Origin of the sequence: Nocardia nova (assembly GCF_002933465.1) — a bacterium.
Classification (GTDB): domain Bacteria; phylum Actinomycetota; class Actinomycetes; order Mycobacteriales; family Mycobacteriaceae; genus Nocardia; species Nocardia nova_B.
Genome location: NZ_PSZE01000007.1, coordinates 185,776 through 203,986 on the forward strand (window position 1 = coordinate 185,776; position 18,211 = coordinate 203,986).

Genomic DNA, 18,211 nt, shown 5'->3' on the forward strand with positions numbered 1-18,211 from the left:
GTCATGCCTCCTTGACGGCGGTACGTGCCGTGCCACCCACAGCAGCGAAATCGTATGACGTCTCCGCGTGCTCCGACTCGTCCATGCCCTTGAACTCGTCTTCCTCGGAAGCACGAATGCCGATCGTGTACTTGATGATCAGACCCAGAATCAGCGAGACGACGAAGGAGAACGCCAGCACGGTGAAGGCACCGACGGCCTGCTTGCCGAGCTGATCGAATCCGCCGCCGTAGAACAAGCCCTTCGCGCCGCCGGAGGCCGCGCCCGATTCCGGGGTGAGGAACAGACCGATCAGCAGCGTACCGACCACACCGCCGACCAGGTGCACGCCGACCACGTCGAGCGAGTCGTCGAAACCGAGCTTGAACTTCAGGCCGACCGCCAGGGCGCACAGCACACCGGCCACCGCGCCGATCACCAGCGCGCCCAGCACGTTCACCGACGAGCAGGACGGGGTGATCGCGACCAGGCCGGCGACGATGCCCGAGGCGGCGCCGAGGCTGGTGGGCTTGCCATCGCGGAACTTCTCCACGACCAGCCAGCCGAGCATCGCGGCGCAGGTGGCGAAGGTGGTGGTCAGGAAGGTGGAACCGGCCAGCCCGTTGGAACTCACCGAGGAACCGGCGTTGAAGCCGAACCAGCCGAACCACAGCAGACCGGCGCCGAGCATGACGAAGGGCAGGTTGTGCGGGCGCATCGGCGTCTTCGGCCAGCCCTTGCGCTTGCCGAGCACCAGGCACAGCGCCAGGCCCGCGGCACCGGCGTTGATATGCACCGCGGTACCACCGGCGAAGTCGATGGCCTGCAGTTTGTTCGCGATCCAGCCGCCGTGGTGGACGATGTTGCCCGCGGCGTCCTTGACGTCGAAGTCGAAGACCCAGTGCGCGACCGGGAAGTAGACGATGGTCGACCAGGCGATGGCGAAGACCACCCATGCTCGGAACTTCATGCGATCGGCGACCGCACCCGAGATCAGGGCCACCGTGATGATGGCGAACATCAGCTGGAAGGCCACGAACACTGTCATCGGGATGGTGCCGGCCAGCGGAATGTTCACCTGATCCACCGCGGACGCGCCGGTCGACGGGTCGGCCGGGCTGGCCTTGACGGCGTTGGTGCCGATCAGGCCCTTGAGCCCGAAGAACTGGGCTGGGTTGCCGATCAGGCCTAGTTTGTTGTCACCGAATGCCTCGGAAAAGCCGTAGAGCGACCACAGCACGCCGACGATGCCCATCGCGCTGATGCTCATCATGATCATGTTGAGCACGTTCTTCGAGCGGACCATGCCGCCGTAGAAGAACGCCAGTCCGGGGGTCATCAACAAAACGAGCGCGGAGCTCGCCAGCATCCACGCGGTGTCGCCGGTGTCGGGCACACCGAGCAAGGGATACGCCACCTTGTTCCTCCTCATCTCGGGCCCGGCCGAACTGCGGCAAACGAGCCTGCACAGAAGGGTCGCGATCGGGTGTTTCGTCCGTGCCGCCGTGATGTTTCGCATGCGTGAACGGATCTGCTTCCTGTGTTGCTACCAGGTTTCAGCGCGCACACAGCGCATGTCGGCGCACTGTGAGGACCGTGTCGAAATGAGGAGGAACTGCCGTTTTGCCTCTCGCCGCTACCCGAGGAGGGCGTCGACGAATGCGGACGGTTCGAAGGGGGCCAGATCGTCGGCGCCCTCGCCGAGGCCGACCAGTTTCACCGGCACGCCGAGCTCGTGCTGCACCTGGAAGACGATGCCGCCCTTGGCGGTGCCGTCGAGTTTGGTGAGTACGACGCCGGTGATGTCGACGACCTCCGCGAAGACCCGGGCCTGGGTGAGCCCGTTCTGCCCGACGGTCGCGTCGAGCACGAGCAGGACCTCGTCGACGGCGGCCTTCTTCTCCACCACGCGCTTGACCTTGCCCAGCTCGTCCATCAAACCGGTCTTGGTGTGCAGGCGGCCCGCGGTGTCGACCAGAACCACGTCGACACCCTCCTCGATACCGGTGCTGACCGCGTCGAAGGCCACCGATGCCGGATCAGCGCCCTCGCGGCCGCGGACCGTGTCGGCGCCGACGCGTTCGCCCCAGGTCTGGAGCTGGTCGGCGGCGGCGGCGCGGAAGGTGTCGGCGGCGCCGAGCAGCACGCGACGGCCGTCGGCGACGAGCACGCGCGCCAATTTGCCGGTGGTGGTGGTCTTACCGGTGCCGTTCACGCCGACGACCAGCAGAATCGACGGGTGATCGGCGTGTGGCAACGCCCGGATCGAACGATCCAGTTCCGGGCGCAGAGCCTCGATCAGCACGTCCCGCAGCACCTGCCGGGCCTGTTCGGAGGTGCGCACGCTGCGCGCGGCCAACTCCTCGCGCAGTCGCTCGACCACGGTCGTCGTGACCGAGGTGCCGAGGTCGGCCATGACCAGGGTGTCCTCGATCTCTTCCCACGAGTCCTCGTCGAGGTCGCCACCGCCGAGCAAACCGAGCAGGCTCTTGCCGACCGCGTTCTGCGACCGCGAGAGCCGCCCGCGCAGGCGGGTGAGGCGACCTGCGGTGGGTTCGATCTCCTCCACCGCAGTGGGCTCGGGCGCCGGCGCGGCGGGCGCCGGCGCGGTCGGGGCCTTTGGCGGGGCCGAATCCGCCGGAGCGGTCTCGGGCGTCTCGACGGGCGCGGGTGTGACCGTCGCGGCGGCGCCGTCGGTCGAAGGCGGCGCGGTGGGAGCTTCGGCCGGTGCTTCCACCGGAGCCGCATCGGCCGGAGCTTCGGGCACGACCACGCCGTCGCCGGGCGTTTCCGTCGTTTCCGGCTCGACGGTCGGCGCGGTCGCGCTCGCCCCGTCCGCCGGGCGGTCGGCCAGGGTTTCCGGTTCCGGCAACCGCACGTCGGTGATGGTCCGGCGCACCGAGTCGCGCGGGATGGCGGCATCGTCGCCGACGTGCGGCTGACCCTCGTCGTCGGTGCGTTCGATCGGGACCGGCTCGGGGCGCGGTGGCGTCAGCGTGCCCGAGCCCGCACCGCCCTGACTGAAGTTGAAGCCACCGGCTGCGGTGTAGCCACCCGACCGATCGGTCAGCTGCTTGTCCTGCTCCTCCGCCGGCGTGATGCTCACTCGGCGGCGCTTGTACAGGACGAATCCGGCAACGAACGCCACCAGTAGTACGGCGACGATCGCGGCGATCAGAATCCAGGCTTGCGCAGTCACGGTTCCCATCCTGTCAGAACCCGCGAACGCCCCCGCGTGGCGGCAGGCGGGTGTTGCGCCCACGGCGGTACGGGTGATTCGTCACTATCCGCGCACGCCCGACACGCCGTCGACGTCGGACGATAAGGCGTTCGGCCACGCATCACCGGCAACCGTCCCGATACCAACCGCCCAAGGCGCGGCGAATCCGACACAGAGACAATAGGATCGGCTCGTGACCGATCGAAATGTGCTTGGGGGACCGCTGGAGGAGTGTGGCACCGATCCTCTCACCGGCTTCTACCGGGACGGCTGCTGCAGCACCGGCCCCGAGGATCTGGGTAGCCACACCGTCTGCACCGTCGTGACCCAGGAGTTCCTGGAGCACCAGAAATCGATCGGCAACGATCTGCTCACCCCACGTCCGGAGAACAACTTCCCCGGACTGCAACCGGGCGACCGCTGGTGTGTGGTCGCTGTGCGGTGGCTGCACGCCCACGAGGACGGCGTGGCCGCGCCGGTCGTTCTGGCCGCGACCCACGAGAACGCACTCGAGGTCGTGCCGATGGAAACGTTGCGCAAATACGCCGTCGACGTCCCCGACGACGTCAGCGATCTGTTGTGATCGTTCGCCGGCCCGTCGATCGAGCCGGAGGCATCGTGCTCCCGGCGACCGAGACGTCCGGCGAACGGCGACCGTCAGGCAAGGGCGAACAGGCGGACCGTGGTATTGCGCAGCCCGATCGCCGGACGCGATCCCGGCACCATCAGCGCCGATGCGAATCGAATCCCTCGATGCGCCGCGCCGATCCGTGTTCGACGGTTCGCGTCCGGGGCCGTCGAGCTGAATCGACCGGCACACTGCCGTCCGGATGCCCGCAGACGAGTACCGTCGATCCGGTGACATGGTGGCGGGGGCGGGTACGCGCAACACCGGGGCGGCCACGCGGCGCGGAGATCGACGAACTGTTCGGCCCGTCGCGCAAACACATTCACGAGCGCAAGGAGTGGGTGGCGATCGCGAAGGTCGACGACCGTCTCGCCGGCGACGACCCGATTGTGAACCTGCCCGCGGGGACCGTCACCCTGTCGCCCCAGCGACGCCCGGCACACGAGCATCCCGGTACCGAAGCGTAAGGGTGGAACCCCTTCGCCGGTCTGGCGAATTGCCGTGCGCCCGTCGATCACTCGACGGCGACCGGATCCCTTCCCGACGCACGCGCGGCCCGGCGCAGCCGGTGGGCTTTCTGCCGGCAGGCGGACGAGCAGTATCGGGCAGGACGTCCGGTCTCCGCATGGGCCAATTCCGCCCCGCAGATCGGACAACTCCCACCGTCACGATTCCCGTTGTCCACCACGGTTTCGTTACGCAAGAGCGAGGAATTTTCCGGTTTCGTTACGGCCGATTCGGCGCGCATCGCCGCCAGCAGCATGGCGGCGGGGCGGGACAGTTCGTCACGCGTGTTCGAAACGCGTTGCATGGCAACACATCCGGTGAAGATCGCGAGGACGTCGGCCATGGTGAGGTCGGCGCGTACCCCGCCCGTGCGCCGCGCGGCCTCCAGCAACTGCCCGAGGGCGAGGTGAAATCGCTCCCCGGCGTCGCGCAGCAGCGTCCGCGGCCAGCCGTCATCGGCGTCGAGCAGATCGCACATCGCCTTGTTGCCGGGCGTGCGGGTGACGACCTCCGCACAGAACCCCAGGAAGGCCGCGGCGGGATCCGGATCGTCGCGCAGTGTCAGCGCCCGGGCGGTGAGCCGATCGATCCGTTGCTGCAGCACGGCCTCGAGCAGGTCCGTCTTGGTCGGAAAATGGCGATGCACGGTGCCGGCCCCGACACCGGCTCGGCGGGCGATCTCGGCCAGCGAGACCGACGTTCCGGATTCGGCGAAGGCCCGCTGGGCGGCGGCGAGGACGCGAGCCCGGTTGCGGCGAGCGTCTATTCGAGTGCCGGGCGCTCCGGGCGCCGGTGCGCGCACGCCGTAACGAAACCCCGCGTCGGCGGATGGCGGAGACGACAACGCTGTTCCTATCGTGCGAATACGGGTCAACCGACCCGATTCTATCGAAAGGTACCTCCGACATGACCGTCCACGACAACCTCGTTCTCGTCACCGGCGCGACCGGCAAGCAGGGCGGCGCCGCGGCCCGTGCGCTGCTCTCCCGCGAGATCCCGGTGCGTGTCCTGGTGCGTGATCCGGCCGCCGCGGCGGCGCGCGAACTCGCCGAACTCGGCGCGGAGCTCGCCGTCGGCGACTTCGACGACACCGCCACCCTGACCGCGGCGGTATCCGGAACTCGCGCCGTCTTCCTCGTTCCGCCGGCGGCGTTCGGGCCCGACGGCTGGGATGTCGACGTGGAAGCGAACCGCGGTCTCGCCCTGATCGATGCCGCCCGGCGCGCCGGAACCGACCATATCGTCTTCACCGGCGTAGCCTCCTTCGACAACGAAATCCCTTGGGGCAGCGCCGGAAAGCGTCAGATCGAGCAGGCACTGGCCGACAGCGGCATGCGCTACACCGTGCTGCGCCCGGTCCGGTTCATGGAGAACTACCTGGCACAGGGTATGCCGCTCGACGGCTTCGTCGACGGGGTGAACATCCACCTGTTTCCGGCCGATCGGCCGGCACAGATGATCGCGGTCGACGATATCGCCGCGGTGGCCGCGCTGGCTTTCGCCGATCCCGAACGATTCTCCGGGCAGACATTCGAACTCGCCGGCGACGCCGTAACCCCCGCTGCCGCCGTGGAACTGATCTCCCGCGCGACCGGATATCCCGTGCGGTATCGCGAAATCACCGAGGCGGAGGCCGACGAACTGGGCGAACAGATCGGCAATACCTGGCGCCTGGCCCATCAGGGCCACGGCTGGCATGCCGATATCGAACAGATCCGCTCGATCCACCCCGGCCTGCAGAGCCTGGAAACGTGGCTGGCCACCACCGGCGCCGCGGTCCTGAAATCCCGGTTCGCGGCGGGCGACTAGGTCGTCGCACCCACAAGATTCTCCCCGCGCAGTCGCTGCGAGATGACCTGCGTGATGCCGTCGCCGCGCATGCTGACGCCGTAGAGCGCGTCGGCGATCTCCATAGTCGGCTTCTGGTGGGTGATGACGATCAGCTGCGACTTCTCCCGCAACTGTTCGAACAGGCCGATGAGGCGGCGCAAATTGGTGTCGTCCAGGGCCGCCTCGACCTCGTCCATCACGTAGAACGGAGAAGGGCGGGCCCGGAAGATCGATACCAGAAACGCCACGGCCGCAAGGGATTTCTCGCCGCCGGACAGCAGCGACAACCGCTTCACCTTCTTACCCGGCGGACGCGCCTCCACCTCGATACCGGTGGTGAGCATATCGCTGGGGTCGGTCAGCAGCAGCCGTCCCTCACCGCCGGGGAAGAGCCGGCCGAACACCTGCACGAATTCGCGTTCCACGTCCTCGTAGGCCTCGGTGAACACCTGCAGGATGCGGGCGTCGACCTCGGCCACCACATCGAGGAGGTCCTGGCGGGCCTTCTTGACGTCCTCGAGTTGGGTGGACAGGAAGTTGTAGCGCTCCTCCAGCGCCGCGAACTCCTCCAGCGCCAGCGGATTCACCTTACCGAGGGTGGCGAGATCCTTCTCGGCGCGTTTGACGCGGCGCTCCTGGGTGGCGCGGTCGTAGGGCATTTCCTGCGGTGCGCTCACCTGGTCGCCGCGGTCGCGGGCCTGCTCGTACTCCTGCATCTCCAGGGCGGTCGGCGGCATCGGCACGTGCGGACCGTATTCGGCGACGAGTTCGTCCAGCGCGATGCCGAACTGCTCGGCGATGGTGGTCTCCAATTGTTCGATGCGCAAAGCGGATTGGGCCCGCGCCACCTCGTCGCGATGCACGGCGTCGGTCAGCTGCGTGAGTTGCGTGCTCAGCGCCCGCACCCGCTCCTTGATCTGATCCACCTGCCCGGCGCATTCGGTACGCCGGCGGACCAGTTCGTCGCGCCGCGCGGCCGCCTCGCCCACCACGGTTTCCAGCTCCGCGGCGATCCGCTCGGCCGATTCGGCGACCACGGCCGCCACCTCGGCGGCACGGCGGCGGGCGGCCTGGGCTCGTTCGGCCCGGGCTCGGGTCTCGCGTTCGGCGCGAGCCGCGCGCCGCAGCGAATCCGCTTTGCCCCGTACCGATTCCGCGCGCTCCTCGGCGGTGCGCACCGACAGCCGGGCCTCCACCTCCATGGCACGGGCCTCGGCCAGCGCCGCGGCGGCCTGTTCGCGCTCCTGCCCGGCGGTGTCGGTGCCCGCGTCGGCGTCGGAATCCAGATCGGACTGTTCGGATTCGGCATGACGCAGCCGGCCCTCGAGTTCGGCCAGGGCCGTCAGATTCTGGTCGCGCGCGGTTTCGGCCTCGGCGCGCTGGGTCAGCAGCCGCTCGTATTCGGACTGGGCGCTGCGCGCCGTCGCACCGAGACGACCCAGCCGGTCGTAGATCGCGACCAGCGCCTGATCGGATTCGTGCAAGGCCAGCAATGCCTGGTCGACGGCCTGTTTGCGATCGCTCTGCTCGGCCAGGGCACCTGAGAGGGCGGCCTCGACCTCCTCGGCCTGCCGCTGCCACGACACCAGTTCGGCGGCGGCGGCATCGATCTCGGCCTGCACCTCGATCTGGCTCGGCGCGCGGTCCGAGCCGCCGAGCACCCAGCCCGAACCGCTCAGATCGCCGTCGCGGGTCACCACCCGCAATTGCGGCCGGGCGGAGAGGACTTCGGCCGCCTGCGCCAGGTCGTCGACGACCACAGTGCGGGCAGTGAGAGCCGCGACCGCGCCACGCAGCCGGTCGGGACAATCGACCACCTCCACGAGCGGGCGCACTCCCGCGGGCAGATCACCGATCTCACCACCGGGTTGCGCCGCACCGCCGTAGACGACGGCCGCGCGGCCACCGTCGGCCTCCTTCAGCGCCCGCACCGCCGCCTGCGCGGTGGGGTGCGCATCGGCGGCGATGGCGTCGGCCAGCGGACCGAGCGCGGCGGCCACGGCGGCCTCGAATCCGCTGTGTACCCGAACCATTGCCGACAGCCGGCCCTGCAATCCGTCGGCGCGGTTGTCCAGCAGCCAGGCGCCGCCGTCCTTGCGGGCCAGGCCCATGGTCAGCGCCTCGATGCGTGCGGTCAGCGAGGCGACCTTCTTACCGGCCTCCCGGTCGCGTTCGCGCAGTTCGGTCACCCGCGCATCGGCCAGTTCCAACGCCTGGGCGGCGTGTTCGTAGGCGGCGTCGAGCCCTTCCTCACCGGCGTCGAGTTCGCTCAATTCGGTTTGCACGGCCTCGAATTCGGCCTCGGCGGCATCCCCGCGCTGCCGGGCGGCGGCCAGCGACTCCGACAGCCGGGCGATATCGCCGTCGGCCGATTGGGCGCGGTGGCGCAGCGTATCCACCTGACCGGCAAGGCGAGCCAGGCCCTCACGCCGGTCGGCGATGGCGCGCACCGCGGCCAAGTGGGCCTGTTCGGCGGCCTTGGCGGCCTGTTCGCGGTCGAGCAACTGATCGCGGGCGGCCTCCAGGGTCGCGGTGGCCACCTCGACCGCCTCGAGCAGTTCGGCCTCCTCGGCCTGCACCCGATCCGCCTCGGCCTCGAGCTGTTCGGGATCGCGGCCGGTGCCGGTGGGCTGTTCGATGGTGAGGTTGCGGGCCCGGTCCCGGGCGATCCGGATGGTCGCGTTGACCCGCTCCACCAGCGCCGAGAGCTGGAACCAGGTCTGCGCGGCCGCCTCGGCGCCGGGAGTGAGCCGGGAGAGCTGGAATTCCTGCTGCGCCAGCGCCGCATTGGCGGCATCCAATTCCGCCTGCACATTGATCTGCTGTTCGCGGGCGAAGGCTTCCTTGCTCTGCTGACTTTCCAGTTCACGCCGGCGCGCCACCAGATCGTCGGCGGCCAGTCGCAGCCGGGCATCGCGCAATTCGGCCTGGACGGTGGCCGCGCGCCGGGCGACCTCGGCTTGGCGGCCCAGCGGTTTGAGCTGACGGCGCAGTTCGGTGGTGAGGTCGGTCAGACGGGCCAGATTGGCCTGCATCGCATCGAGTTTGCGCACCGCCTTCTCTTTGCGCTTGCGGTGCTTGAGCACGCCCGCGGCCTCTTCGATGAAGGCGCGGCGGTCCTCGGGGCGCGATTCCAGAATCGCCGACAGCTGGCCCTGGCCGACGATGACGTGCATTTCCCGGCCGATACCGGAGTCCGAGAGCAGTTCCTGGACATCCATCAGCCGGCAGGAGTTGCCGTTGATCTCGTATTCACCGGCGCCGTCGCGGAACATCCGGCGGGTGATCGAGACCTCGGAGTAGTCGATGGGCAGCGCGCCGTCGGAATTGTCGATGGTCAGAGTGACTTCGGCGCGGCCCAGCGGCGCCCGTCCGGCGGTGCCGGCGAAGATGACGTCCTGCATCTTGCCGCCTCGCAGCGCCTTGGCGCCCTGCTCCCCCATCACCCAGGTCAGCGCGTCGACGACGTTCGATTTGCCGGAACCGTTCGGCCCCACCACACAGGTGATGCCGGGCTCGAGCCGCAGCGTCGTCGAGGACGCGAAGGATTTGAATCCCTTCAGCGTCAGACTCTTCAGGTGCACAGTCGGTCAGGCTACCCGGTCGGGCCGCGTTGCCGGTCGGATGCCGGGCGAACGTGTTCGCCCGGCATCCGACCGATCGGGACCGGAATCAGGCGGCGGTGACGGTCAGCGTGTAGTCGCTGGGCGAGCCGTCGGCGGAGGTGACGGTGATCTGGTAGTCGAGGCCGTTGGCGACGATCTCGGCGTGCGGAACCTCGGTGGCGGCCATCGGGCCGACCAGCGGGCCGACGTTCACCCGGGCGTTGCCGTTGTTCGAGGTGACGTCGAAGATCAGCTTCTGCCCCTGCGCGGACGCGATGGAGTAGTTGTCGAACTTGCCCTCGGCCACGGTGCCGCTGCCGCCGGTGCTGTTCTGCCCGGGGGCGATCACCAGGCGGGTGACGGCGCCGGGCAGCGCGGGCACGCCCGGCAGCGGCTGAGCGGAGGCGACGCCACCGGCGACCGCGAAGGTGGCCGCGGCGATCAGCGTGACGAGCACGGCCGGGACGGCGCGCACGAACAGACGAAGTACTCGGGATGCGTACATGGACCCACATCTTTCCTCACACCATGCGCAGGATCGCAAGTCCCGGCACGGGTTTCGCGTTCCGACACGCCGTAGCCCACCTACCCGGAACCGCCTCGGCACACCGCTCGCGATCTCGATAAGTTAACGACCATTTGCGCTCGACCCGAAGTAAATGAGAAGGTAGAGGCCCGTTTATCGCACAAGGAGTCCTTCGTGAATCTGGACTGGTCGCCCACCGATCTGGCGTTTCGCGACGAGGTGCGGCGCTTCCTGGACGAGAATGTGACCCCGGAACTACGTCGCGCCGGTCAGCTCGCCACCAGCGTGTACCCGGATCACGAGGCCAGCATGCAGTGGCAGCACATCCTGCACGCCCGTGGCTGGGCCGCGCCGGCCTGGCCGGTCGCCCACGGCGGCTGTGACTGGAGCATGACGCAGCACTACATCTTCGATCGTGAATCCACCCTCGCGGGCGCGCCCGCACTCTCGCCGATGGGCATCCGGATGGTCGCGCACGCGATCATCGCCTTCGGCACCCCGGAACAGAAGGACTACTTCCTGCCGCGCATCCTCACCGGCGAGGTGTTCTTCTGCCAGGGCTATTCCGAACCGGAGGCCGGTTCCGATCTGGCCTCGCTGACCATGGCCGCGGTCTCCGACGGCGACGATCTGGTGTGCACCGGTTCCAAGATCTGGACTACGCACGCCACCGAGGCGAACTGGATCTTCGCGCTGGTCCGCACCTCGAAGCTGGAACGCAAACAGCAGGGCATCACCTTCGTGCTGATCCCGATGGACACCCCGGGCATCGAGATCCGCCCGCTGGTCATGACCTCCGGCGAACAGGTCCAGAACCAGGTGTTCTTCGATCGGGTGCGGGTGTCGAAGACCAACGTCATCGGCCGCATCGACGAGGGCTGGACGGTCGCCAAATATCTGCTGAACTTCGAGCGCGGCGGTTCGGCCTATGGCCCGGCGTTGCAGGTGCTGGCCGAATCGCTGGCCGAGCACGCCGCCGGACAGCCCGGTTTCGCCGGTGGCAGTCTGCTCGACGAACCGGCCTTCGCGGCGAAACTGGCCGATGCGCGCATCCGCGCCGACGTGCTGGAGATCCTGGAATACCGCACCATGTCGGCGATTTCGCGGGGCAAGGATCCGGGTCCGGCGGCGTCCACGATCAAGATCCTGGGCACCGAACTGAGCCAGCGGCTCACCGAATTGGCCCTCGAGGCCGCCGGTCCGCGCGGGCGCGCCTACCAGCCGCACGCGGCCATGCCGGGCGGTCCGGTCGCCGACTTCGTCGCTCCCGCCGACGGATATCTCAGCGGCGAACCGTGGCAGGCCGTCGCGCCGCTGCGGTACTTCAACGACCGCGCGGGCTCGATCTACGCGGGCAGCAACGAGATTCAGCGCAACATCATCGCCAAGGCAACCCTGGGACTGTGAGAGATGGACTTCGAATTCACTGCCGAACAGCAACTGCTTCGTGACACGGTCACCGAATTTCTCTCCGCCCGTTACGATGTGGAGAAGAGCCGGGCTGCGGCGCGAGTCGGCGTCGGCCACCAGCCGGAGATCTGGCGCGGCTTCGCCGAGGAGATCGGCATACTGGGGGCGAGCCTGCCCCAGAGTGTCGGCGGATTCGACGGCGGCGCCATCGAGACCATGATCATCGCCGAGGCGCTCGGCGGCGCGCTGGTGGTCGAACCCTATGTCGACACCGCCGTCCTGGGCGGCGGACTGCTGCGCCGCGCGGGTGGCGCCCGTGCCGAGGAACTGCTGCGCGGCATTGTCGACGGCTCCGTGATCACGGCCTTCGCCGCGCTGGAAGCCGACTCCGGCTACGACCTCGCGCGGGTCGCCACCACCGCCCGCCGCGACGGCGGCGAGTGGGTGCTCGACGGCGCCAAGGTGGTGGTGACGAGTGCGCCGCTGGCCACCCACCTGCTGATCACCGCACGCACCTCCGACGCGTCGGGGCTGTCGCTGTTCGTAGTGCCGGCCGATGCGGCCGGTCTGACGCAGCACCCGTATCGCACGATCGACGAACGCCGCGCGGCCGATCTGGTTCTCGACGGCGTGCGCGTTCCCGCGGATGCGCTGCTGGGCGCCGAGGGCGCGGCCGACGAGTCGGTCGAGCGCGCGATCGACGAGGCGATCGCCGCCATCTGCGCCGAGGCCGTGGGCGGGATGCGGCGGGTACTCGCCGACACCGTCGAATACAGCAAGCAGCGCCGCCAATTCGGCGTGCCGATCGCCAGTTTCCAGGTGCTGCAACACCGCATGGTCGATATGCACCTGGAACTCGAACAGGCCGTGGCCGCCACCTACCTGGTGACGCTGAAACTCGACGCCGAACCGACGGTCCGCGCGCGGGCCGCCGCCGCGGCCAAGGCCACCGTCGCCCGCGCCGCCGGCTTCATCGGCCAGCACGCGGTGCAGTTGCACGGCGCGATGGGTATGACCGAGGAACTCGCGATCGGGCATTTCTTCAAGCGGCTCACCGCGATTCGCACCGAATGGGGTTCGGCGGACCAGCACATCGCCCGCTACGCCGCGCTGACGCGGGCCTGAGCGGAGCGCACGATCGCCGGGGCACGGTCCCATACCACCGAACGCCCCGGACATGTTTTCGGCCGGAATCCAATCGGATTCCGGCCGAAAACGCGCCGGGGATGCCGGGCTCGCCCCGCCACCGTCGGGAGCGAACCCGCGCCGATCATCGGTCCCGACGTGATCGGGTCACCCCGCTCAGCGCAAGGGGGTGAAATCGCGCGAGGCGATGTAGGTCGGCCGCGGATGCGCGGCCGAATACGGTTCTTCGAGAGTGTTCTCCACGCTGTTGAACACCAGGAAGACGTTCGAGCGCGGGAACGGCGTGATGTTGTTCGCGGAGCCGTGCATGATGTTGGAATCGAACAGCAGCGCCGAACCGCGCGCACCGGTGAACTGCGCGATGCCGTACGTGTCGGCCAGGTGGGCCAGATCCTCCTGCGCGGGCACACCGATCTGCTGCTCGCGCAGCGATTCCCGGTAGTGCTCGTCGGGAGTCTCACCCTGGCACGGCATGAACACCCGGTGCGAGCCCGGCAGCAGCATCAGACTGCCGTTGAACGGGTAGTTGTCGGTCAGCGCGATCGACAGGCTCACCGCACGCGGGGAGGGCATCCCGTCCTCCGCATGCCAGGTCTCGAAATCCGAATGCCAGTAGAAGCCGGCACCCTCGAATCCGGGCATGCAGTTGACCCGGCTCTGGTGGATGTAGACCTCGGAGCCGAGGATCTGGCGAGCCGGGCCGACGATCCGCTCGTCGCGCACCAACTCCGCCACCACGGCACTGATCTTGTGCACCTCGAAGATCGAACGGACGCTGTTCGACTTCTTCTCGATGATCACCCGCTCGTCGGAACGCAACACCGGATCGGCGGCCAGCCGATCGATGTCGGCGGCGATATCGGCCACCTCCATCGGGGTCAGCAATTCGTCGATGATCGCGTACCCATCGGCATCGAAATTCTGCAGCTCCGGCGAGGTGACCGCGCCCCACACCGTGGGGTCGGTGCGCTCCACCGGCGGTACCGCTACGGCCGTTCTGGTCCGGTAGCGGTCGATTCGACTCTCCGCCAACGTCATCGCGGCGTCGTCCTCCTAACTACATCACTACTCGCCTACGGCCACCAACGGGTAGACACCGTTCTCGTCGTGTACTTCCTTGCCCGTGACCGGAGGATTGAACACACACAGCATCCGCATCAGCGTGCGGGTTTCGACCCGGTGCCGCTCGTGCCCGTTGAGCAGGTACATCGTTCCCGGCGCCAGGTCGTAGGTGACGTCGTTGGTCAGGTCCGTGAGCGTGCCCTCGCCCTCCACCAGCCACACCGCTTCCACGTGGTTCTGGTAGTGGAACTCGTGCACGGTGTTCGGCTGAATCGTCGTCTCGTGGAAGGAGAAACCCACCCCGTCGCCGCCGAGAATAATCCGCTTGCTGCGCCAGTCCTCGGCCGCGACGTCGCGGTCGGTTCCGGTGATCTCGGCAGTGGTACGCACGATCATGGTCAGTTGCCTCCTCGGGCCATGTCGACCGCCCGGTCCAGGATGCCCAGGCCGTGGTCGAGCTCGTCGTCGGTAATGGTCAACGGTGGCAGCAGCTTGACCACCTGGTCTTCGGCGCCGGAGGTCTCCACCAGCAGGCCCTCCTCGAAGGCGATGCTGCTGACCTTGCCCGCCTCCGAGGCGTCGTCGAATACCAGTCCCTGCACCAGCCCGCGTCCGCGGGTCGAGACACCCTCGAAGTTCTCCGAGAGCGCCTCGAACGACTTTCGGATCTTCTCGCCCTTGGCGGCGGTGGACGCCTCGAGACGGTCGTCGGTCCAGTAGTGCTCGAGCGCCACGCGGGCGGTCACGAACGCCGGGTTGTTGCCGCGGAAGGTGCCGTTGTGCTCACCGGGCGCCCACTGGTCCAGCTCGCGCTTCATCAGCACCAGCGCCAGCGGCAGACCGTAGCCGCCGATCGACTTGGACAGCGTGACGATGTCCGGGGTGATGCCGGCGATCTCGAAGGAGAAGAACGGGCCGGTCCGGCCGCAGCCCATCTGGACGTCGTCGACGATGAGCAGAATTCCGCGCGCGGCGCACAACTCCGACAGGTGCCGAAGCCACTGCGCCCGAGCGACGTTCACGCCGCCCTCGCCCTGCACGGTTTCCACGATCACCGCCGCGGGCTTGTCCACACCGGAGGAATTGTCATCGAGGACCCGCTCCATCCACGCCAGATCGTCGGTACCGTCCAGATACCCGTCGTAGGGCATCGGATTCACGTGATTCAACGGTACTCCGGCACCCGCGCGCTTGGTCGCGTTACCGGTCACCGAGAGCGCACCGAGAGTCATGCCATGGAATGCGTTGGTGAAATTCAGGATCGACGTGCGGCCGGTCACCTTGCGGGCCAGTTTCAGCGCCGATTCCACCGCGTTCGCACCGGTGGGGCCGGGGAACTGGACCTTGTAATCGAGGCCGCGCGGATCCAGCAGAACCTTGTTGATCGTCTCCAGCAATTCACGCTTCGCGACGGTCGACATATCGAGTCCGTGCGTAATTCCGTCACGGGCGATGTAATCGATCAATGCTTCTTTGAGGACGGGATTGTTGTGTCCGTAGTTGAGCGCTCCGGCGCCCGCGAAGAAATCGAGGTAATCACGTCCGCTACCGTCGCGCAGCCAGGCGCCGGAGGCGGTGTCGAACAGCGTGGGCCAGGAACGGCAATATCCACGGACATTCGATTCGAGCGATTCGAAAACGGTCATCTCAGCGGTGGTCATCGATGATCCTTCCTATCGTTTTGCGTCACCCTGCAGTGGCGCGATCCGGTACAGGTCCTCCGATTCGTGCCCGTCCGGAAAATCTTCTGGCTCGAACAACTTCTCTCGCGTCATTTCCGCGTCACGGCGCCGGGCCAGTGACGCGAACATTGCCAGCGAGGCTTCGTTGTCCGGCGAAACGGTTGTCTCCAACTTCGAAACACCTTGGTCGGCAACGTCTTCGACGAGCCGATCCAGCATTGCTACGCCCACTCCGCGGCCGCGGAAGGCGTGATCGACGGCTACCTGCCAGATGAACAGCGTGTCCGGCGATTCCGGGCGCAGATATCCGGTGACGAATCCTGCTATCTCCGAGTCGATTTCGGCCACGACGGTGGTCGAGGCGAAGTCACGACTCCAGAGCAGATACGCGTAACTCGAATTGGCGTCGAGCACTTGGGAATCCACTGCGATTCGCCACATCCGCGCTCCGTCGTCCACCCGCGGCCGGCGAATCAGCGTCTGGGTCGAAACGGTCCGACGGCCGTTCGACTCGTCGGTTGCCGGAGAACTGAATGACATACTCCGCGTTCGGGTCTGCATCACCTCTTCAGAATTACCCGCGAACGTTGAGGTCTATCGTGCGACTACTTTACGGTCGTGTTACAGAAGTATGATCAGTGAATTTCGTCACGGTGGGCAACCACACCATGAATCGCGCCCCGCCGCCGGGACGGTCGTCACATTTCACACGGCCGCCGTGGGCGGCCACGGTCTCGGCCACCAAAGCCAATCCGATGCCGGTGCCCGACCGTTTCCCGCGGCGGACGGTCACGAATCGTTCGAAGATGCGTTGCCGATCCTGCGGGGCGACTCCCGGACCGGCGTCGTCGACCGTGATCACCATTTCGTCGCCGGCGCGTGCGACGCCCACCGCGATCACGCCGCCACCGTGCCGCTGCGCATTCTCGAGCAAATTCACCAGTGCACGCTCGAGTTCGAGCTTTCGCCCGGTCACGATTCCGTCGTCGGCGACGGTCAGCAGTTCCGGTGAATAACGCATTTCCGCGAGGGTGTGGGTGAGCAGTTCGCGCACCGACAGCGGTTCGGCGTCGGCGCCGTGCATGCGCGCCTCGGCCCGGGCCAGCGCCAGTAGATCGTCGAGCAATCTGCGCAGATGGTCGAGTTCGGCGCGGACCAGTTCCAGCGCCCGCCGCGACCGTTCCGGGAGTTGATCCTCGTAGCGCGACATCACTCCCACGCTGGTGGTGAGCGTGGTCAGCGGGGTGCGCAACTCGTGGCTCACGTCACCGACCAGCCGGCGTTCGCGATCGATGCGGTTCTGCAGCGAGTCGACCATGGTGTTGAACGCGTCCACGGTCGGGGCGAGATCGGGGTCGTCGGTATCAGGTAACCGGGTACCGAGCTCACCGGAGGCGATCTTGGCCGCGGTGCCGGTGACCTGGCGCAACGGTTCCAGCAAACGGTGCGACAACGAGATTCCGAAGATCGCGCCGATCACGGTGCCGCCGAACGCGCAGGCCAGTGCGGTGCGCCACCCGCCGCCGTCGATCTTCGCGATCAGCACCGCCAGCAATGCCGAGACCAGCCCCGTGACGGTGAAAGCGACGACTACGCGACCGCGCAGAATCTGGCGGCGGGGCAGGCGCGGAAATCTAGCGCTGCACATCGAGGCGGTAGCCGAGCCCGCGCACGGTTACCACGATCGCCGGCTCCGACGGGTCGCGCTCGATCTTGGTCCGCAGCCGTCGGACATGCACGTCCACGATCCGCTCGTCGCCGAAGAACCCACGGTCCCAGACCCTTTCGAGCAGGACGCTGCGCGACAGCACCCGCCCGGGAGTCTCGGCCAGTTCACACAGCAGCCGGAATTCGGTGAGAGTGAGGTGCAACTCCTCGTCGCCGCGGTGGACTGTGCCGCCGTCGGCCGAAAGCACCAGCGGCGCTTCGGGATAGGCGTCGAGCACGACCTCCTGCGGAGCCGGTGGCTCCACGGTTTGCTGGGCGCGGCGGCGCAGGGCCCGCATCCGGGCGGTGATCTCCTTGATCTCGAACGGCTTGGTGACGAAATCGTCAGCGCCGGCCTCCAGCGCGGCCACCACGTCGTGCGTGTCGTCCCGCGCGCTGACCACGATGATCGGCACGTCGTGATCGCGACGAATCTCACGAATACAAGTGAATCCGTCCATCTCCCCCAGCATCAGATCCACGATCATCACATCCGGTGCGCCGTTGTCACGCAGATGTTCGAGCGCATCCTCGGCCTCCTCGGCCTCGGCGACGTCGTAGCCCTCGTCTTCCATGGCCAGCCGCAGCGCACTGCGGACCCGGTCGTCGTCCTCTACGATCATCAAACTTGCACTCATCGTCACACCTCGTCCAGCTGCGCGTCATCGGAGCGTGGTTCCCCGACCCGTCCGTTCGTCAGCAGTGCGAGCGGCCGCGCAGCCTGTGGTCTCGCACCGTTCTCTCATAACCACACATCCCTTGACAGGCGTCGGTGGCGGACCACCCGCCGCCGGCCGATCGGCCCCTGAACGCCCACCGGGCACACAACAGTAACTGGAGTACCCGGCGCGACGATGCGTAAACACGGGGCAACACCACCGAGGTGCAAGCACCTGAAAAAGCCCCGTA

At 67.6% G+C, this 18,211-nt stretch carries 16 protein-coding genes; 5 read left to right on the forward strand and 11 right to left on the reverse strand.

Annotated features, from left to right (window positions below; all coding sequences use genetic code 11):
• Position 1: 1 nt before the first annotated feature.
• Together C5E41_RS11245 and ftsY are read right to left on the reverse strand one after the other, a co-directional pair.
• Positions 2-1,411 (reverse strand): ammonium transporter, encoded by a 1,410-nt coding sequence (locus C5E41_RS11245; RefSeq protein ID WP_104375745.1) that lies wholly within the window; start codon positions 1,409-1,411, stop codon positions 2-4.
• 204 nt (positions 1,412-1,615) lie between these two features.
• Positions 1,616-3,187 carry a signal recognition particle-docking protein FtsY gene (gene ftsY / locus C5E41_RS11250; protein ID WP_439956392.1) on the reverse strand — a complete coding sequence of 524 codons (1,572 nt, stop codon included), beginning with the start codon at positions 3,185-3,187 and terminating at the stop codon, positions 1,616-1,618.
• A gap of 205 nt (positions 3,188-3,392) precedes the next feature.
• Between ftsY and C5E41_RS11255 the strand changes: the two genes are divergently transcribed.
• Together C5E41_RS11255 and C5E41_RS33245 are read left to right on the forward strand one after the other, a co-directional pair.
• Positions 3,393-3,782 carry a DUF2237 family protein gene (locus tag C5E41_RS11255; RefSeq protein WP_030513055.1) on the forward strand — a complete coding sequence of 130 codons (390 nt, stop codon included), beginning with the start codon at positions 3,393-3,395 and terminating at the stop codon, positions 3,780-3,782.
• Positions 3,783-4,057: 275 nt separating this feature from the next.
• Entirely contained in the window at positions 4,058-4,294 is a 237-nt protein-coding gene (locus C5E41_RS33245) for a hypothetical protein (protein WP_146097518.1), read from the forward strand.
• 47 nt (positions 4,295-4,341) lie between these two features.
• Here the strand turns inward: C5E41_RS33245 and C5E41_RS11265 are convergent, their stop codons facing one another.
• Entirely contained in the window at positions 4,342-5,178 is an 837-nt protein-coding gene (locus tag C5E41_RS11265) for a TetR/AcrR family transcriptional regulator (RefSeq protein ID WP_258080898.1), read from the reverse strand.
• Positions 5,179-5,240: 62 nt separating this feature from the next.
• Here C5E41_RS11265 and C5E41_RS11270 point away from each other — a divergent pair, with 62 nt between their 5' ends.
• Positions 5,241-6,143, forward strand: a complete 903-nt coding sequence (locus C5E41_RS11270; RefSeq protein WP_104375748.1) for an NmrA family NAD(P)-binding protein — start codon at positions 5,241-5,243, stop codon at positions 6,141-6,143.
• On the opposite strand, the gene smc is transcribed toward C5E41_RS11270, so the two are convergent.
• On the reverse strand, positions 6,140-9,748 hold the full coding sequence (smc, locus tag C5E41_RS11275; protein WP_104375749.1) for a chromosome segregation protein SMC: 3,609 nt from the start codon (positions 9,746-9,748) through the stop codon (positions 6,140-6,142). The genes C5E41_RS11270 and smc overlap by 4 nt on opposite strands.
• A gap of 88 nt (positions 9,749-9,836) precedes the next feature.
• On the reverse strand, positions 9,837-10,274 hold the full coding sequence (locus C5E41_RS11280) for a hypothetical protein (RefSeq protein ID WP_104375750.1): 438 nt from the start codon (positions 10,272-10,274) through the stop codon (positions 9,837-9,839).
• A 195-nt stretch (positions 10,275-10,469) separates the two neighbouring features.
• On the opposite strand from C5E41_RS11280, the gene C5E41_RS11285 reads away from it, so the two are divergent.
• Positions 10,470-11,702 (forward strand): acyl-CoA dehydrogenase family protein, encoded by a 1,233-nt coding sequence (locus tag C5E41_RS11285; RefSeq protein WP_104375751.1) that lies wholly within the window; start codon positions 10,470-10,472, stop codon positions 11,700-11,702.
• 3 nt (positions 11,703-11,705) lie between these two features.
• A complete protein-coding gene (locus tag C5E41_RS11290) occupies positions 11,706-12,830 on the forward strand; it encodes an acyl-CoA dehydrogenase family protein (protein ID WP_104375752.1) in 1,125 nt (374 codons plus the stop codon).
• A 177-nt stretch (positions 12,831-13,007) separates the two neighbouring features.
• Here C5E41_RS11290 and thpD read toward each other — a convergent pair whose 3' ends face one another.
• The 6 genes from thpD to C5E41_RS11320 all read right to left on the reverse strand — a co-directional run bounded on the left by thpD (position 13,008) and on the right by C5E41_RS11320 (position 17,940).
• Positions 13,008-13,889: an ectoine hydroxylase gene (gene thpD, locus C5E41_RS11295; RefSeq protein ID WP_104375753.1), complete on the reverse strand. Its 882-nt coding sequence runs from the start codon at positions 13,887-13,889 to the stop codon at positions 13,008-13,010.
• A gap of 27 nt (positions 13,890-13,916) precedes the next feature.
• Positions 13,917-14,309, reverse strand: a complete 393-nt coding sequence (locus tag C5E41_RS11300; protein ID WP_030513045.1) for an ectoine synthase — start codon at positions 14,307-14,309, stop codon at positions 13,917-13,919.
• 2 nt (positions 14,310-14,311) lie between these two features.
• On the reverse strand, positions 14,312-15,574 hold the full coding sequence (ectB, locus tag C5E41_RS11305; protein ID WP_030513044.1) for a diaminobutyrate--2-oxoglutarate transaminase: 1,263 nt from the start codon (positions 15,572-15,574) through the stop codon (positions 14,312-14,314).
• 12 nt (positions 15,575-15,586) lie between these two features.
• A complete protein-coding gene (ectA, locus tag C5E41_RS11310; RefSeq protein ID WP_104375754.1) occupies positions 15,587-16,135 on the reverse strand; it encodes a diaminobutyrate acetyltransferase in 549 nt (182 codons plus the stop codon).
• A 70-nt stretch (positions 16,136-16,205) separates the two neighbouring features.
• On the reverse strand, positions 16,206-17,243 hold the full coding sequence (locus tag C5E41_RS11315) for a HAMP domain-containing sensor histidine kinase (protein ID WP_104375755.1): 1,038 nt from the start codon (positions 17,241-17,243) through the stop codon (positions 16,206-16,208).
• On the reverse strand, positions 17,230-17,940 hold the full coding sequence (locus C5E41_RS11320) for a response regulator transcription factor (RefSeq protein ID WP_104375756.1): 711 nt from the start codon (positions 17,938-17,940) through the stop codon (positions 17,230-17,232). The genes C5E41_RS11315 and C5E41_RS11320 overlap by 14 nt, the downstream gene beginning before the upstream one ends.
• Positions 17,941-18,211: the final 271 nt, after the last annotated feature.

Coding starts and splice junctions, on each gene's coding strand:
- C5E41_RS11245 (WP_104375745.1), bottom strand. CDS start 1,411: ATGAGGAGGAACAAGGTGGCGTATCCCTTGCTCGGTGTGCCCGACACC.
- ftsY (WP_439956392.1), bottom strand. CDS start 3,187: ATGGGAACCGTGACTGCGCAAGCCTGGATTCTGATCGCCGCGATCGTC.
- C5E41_RS11270 (WP_104375748.1), top strand. CDS start 5,241: ATGACCGTCCACGACAACCTCGTTCTCGTCACCGGCGCGACCGGCAAG.
- C5E41_RS11280 (WP_104375750.1), bottom strand. CDS start 10,274: ATGTACGCATCCCGAGTACTTCGTCTGTTCGTGCGCGCCGTCCCGGCC.
- C5E41_RS11290 (WP_104375752.1), top strand. CDS start 11,706: ATGGACTTCGAATTCACTGCCGAACAGCAACTGCTTCGTGACACGGTC.
- thpD (WP_104375753.1), bottom strand. CDS start 13,889: ATGACGTTGGCGGAGAGTCGAATCGACCGCTACCGGACCAGAACGGCC.
- C5E41_RS11300 (WP_030513045.1), bottom strand. CDS start 14,309: ATGATCGTGCGTACCACTGCCGAGATCACCGGAACCGACCGCGACGTC.
- ectB (WP_030513044.1), bottom strand. CDS start 15,574: ATGACCACCGCTGAGATGACCGTTTTCGAATCGCTCGAATCGAATGTC.
- ectA (WP_104375754.1), bottom strand. CDS start 16,135: ATGTCATTCAGTTCTCCGGCAACCGACGAGTCGAACGGCCGTCGGACC.
- C5E41_RS11315 (WP_104375755.1), bottom strand. CDS start 17,243: ATGTGCAGCGCTAGATTTCCGCGCCTGCCCCGCCGCCAGATTCTGCGC.
- C5E41_RS11320 (WP_104375756.1), bottom strand. CDS start 17,940: ATGAGTGCAAGTTTGATGATCGTAGAGGACGACGACCGGGTCCGCAGT.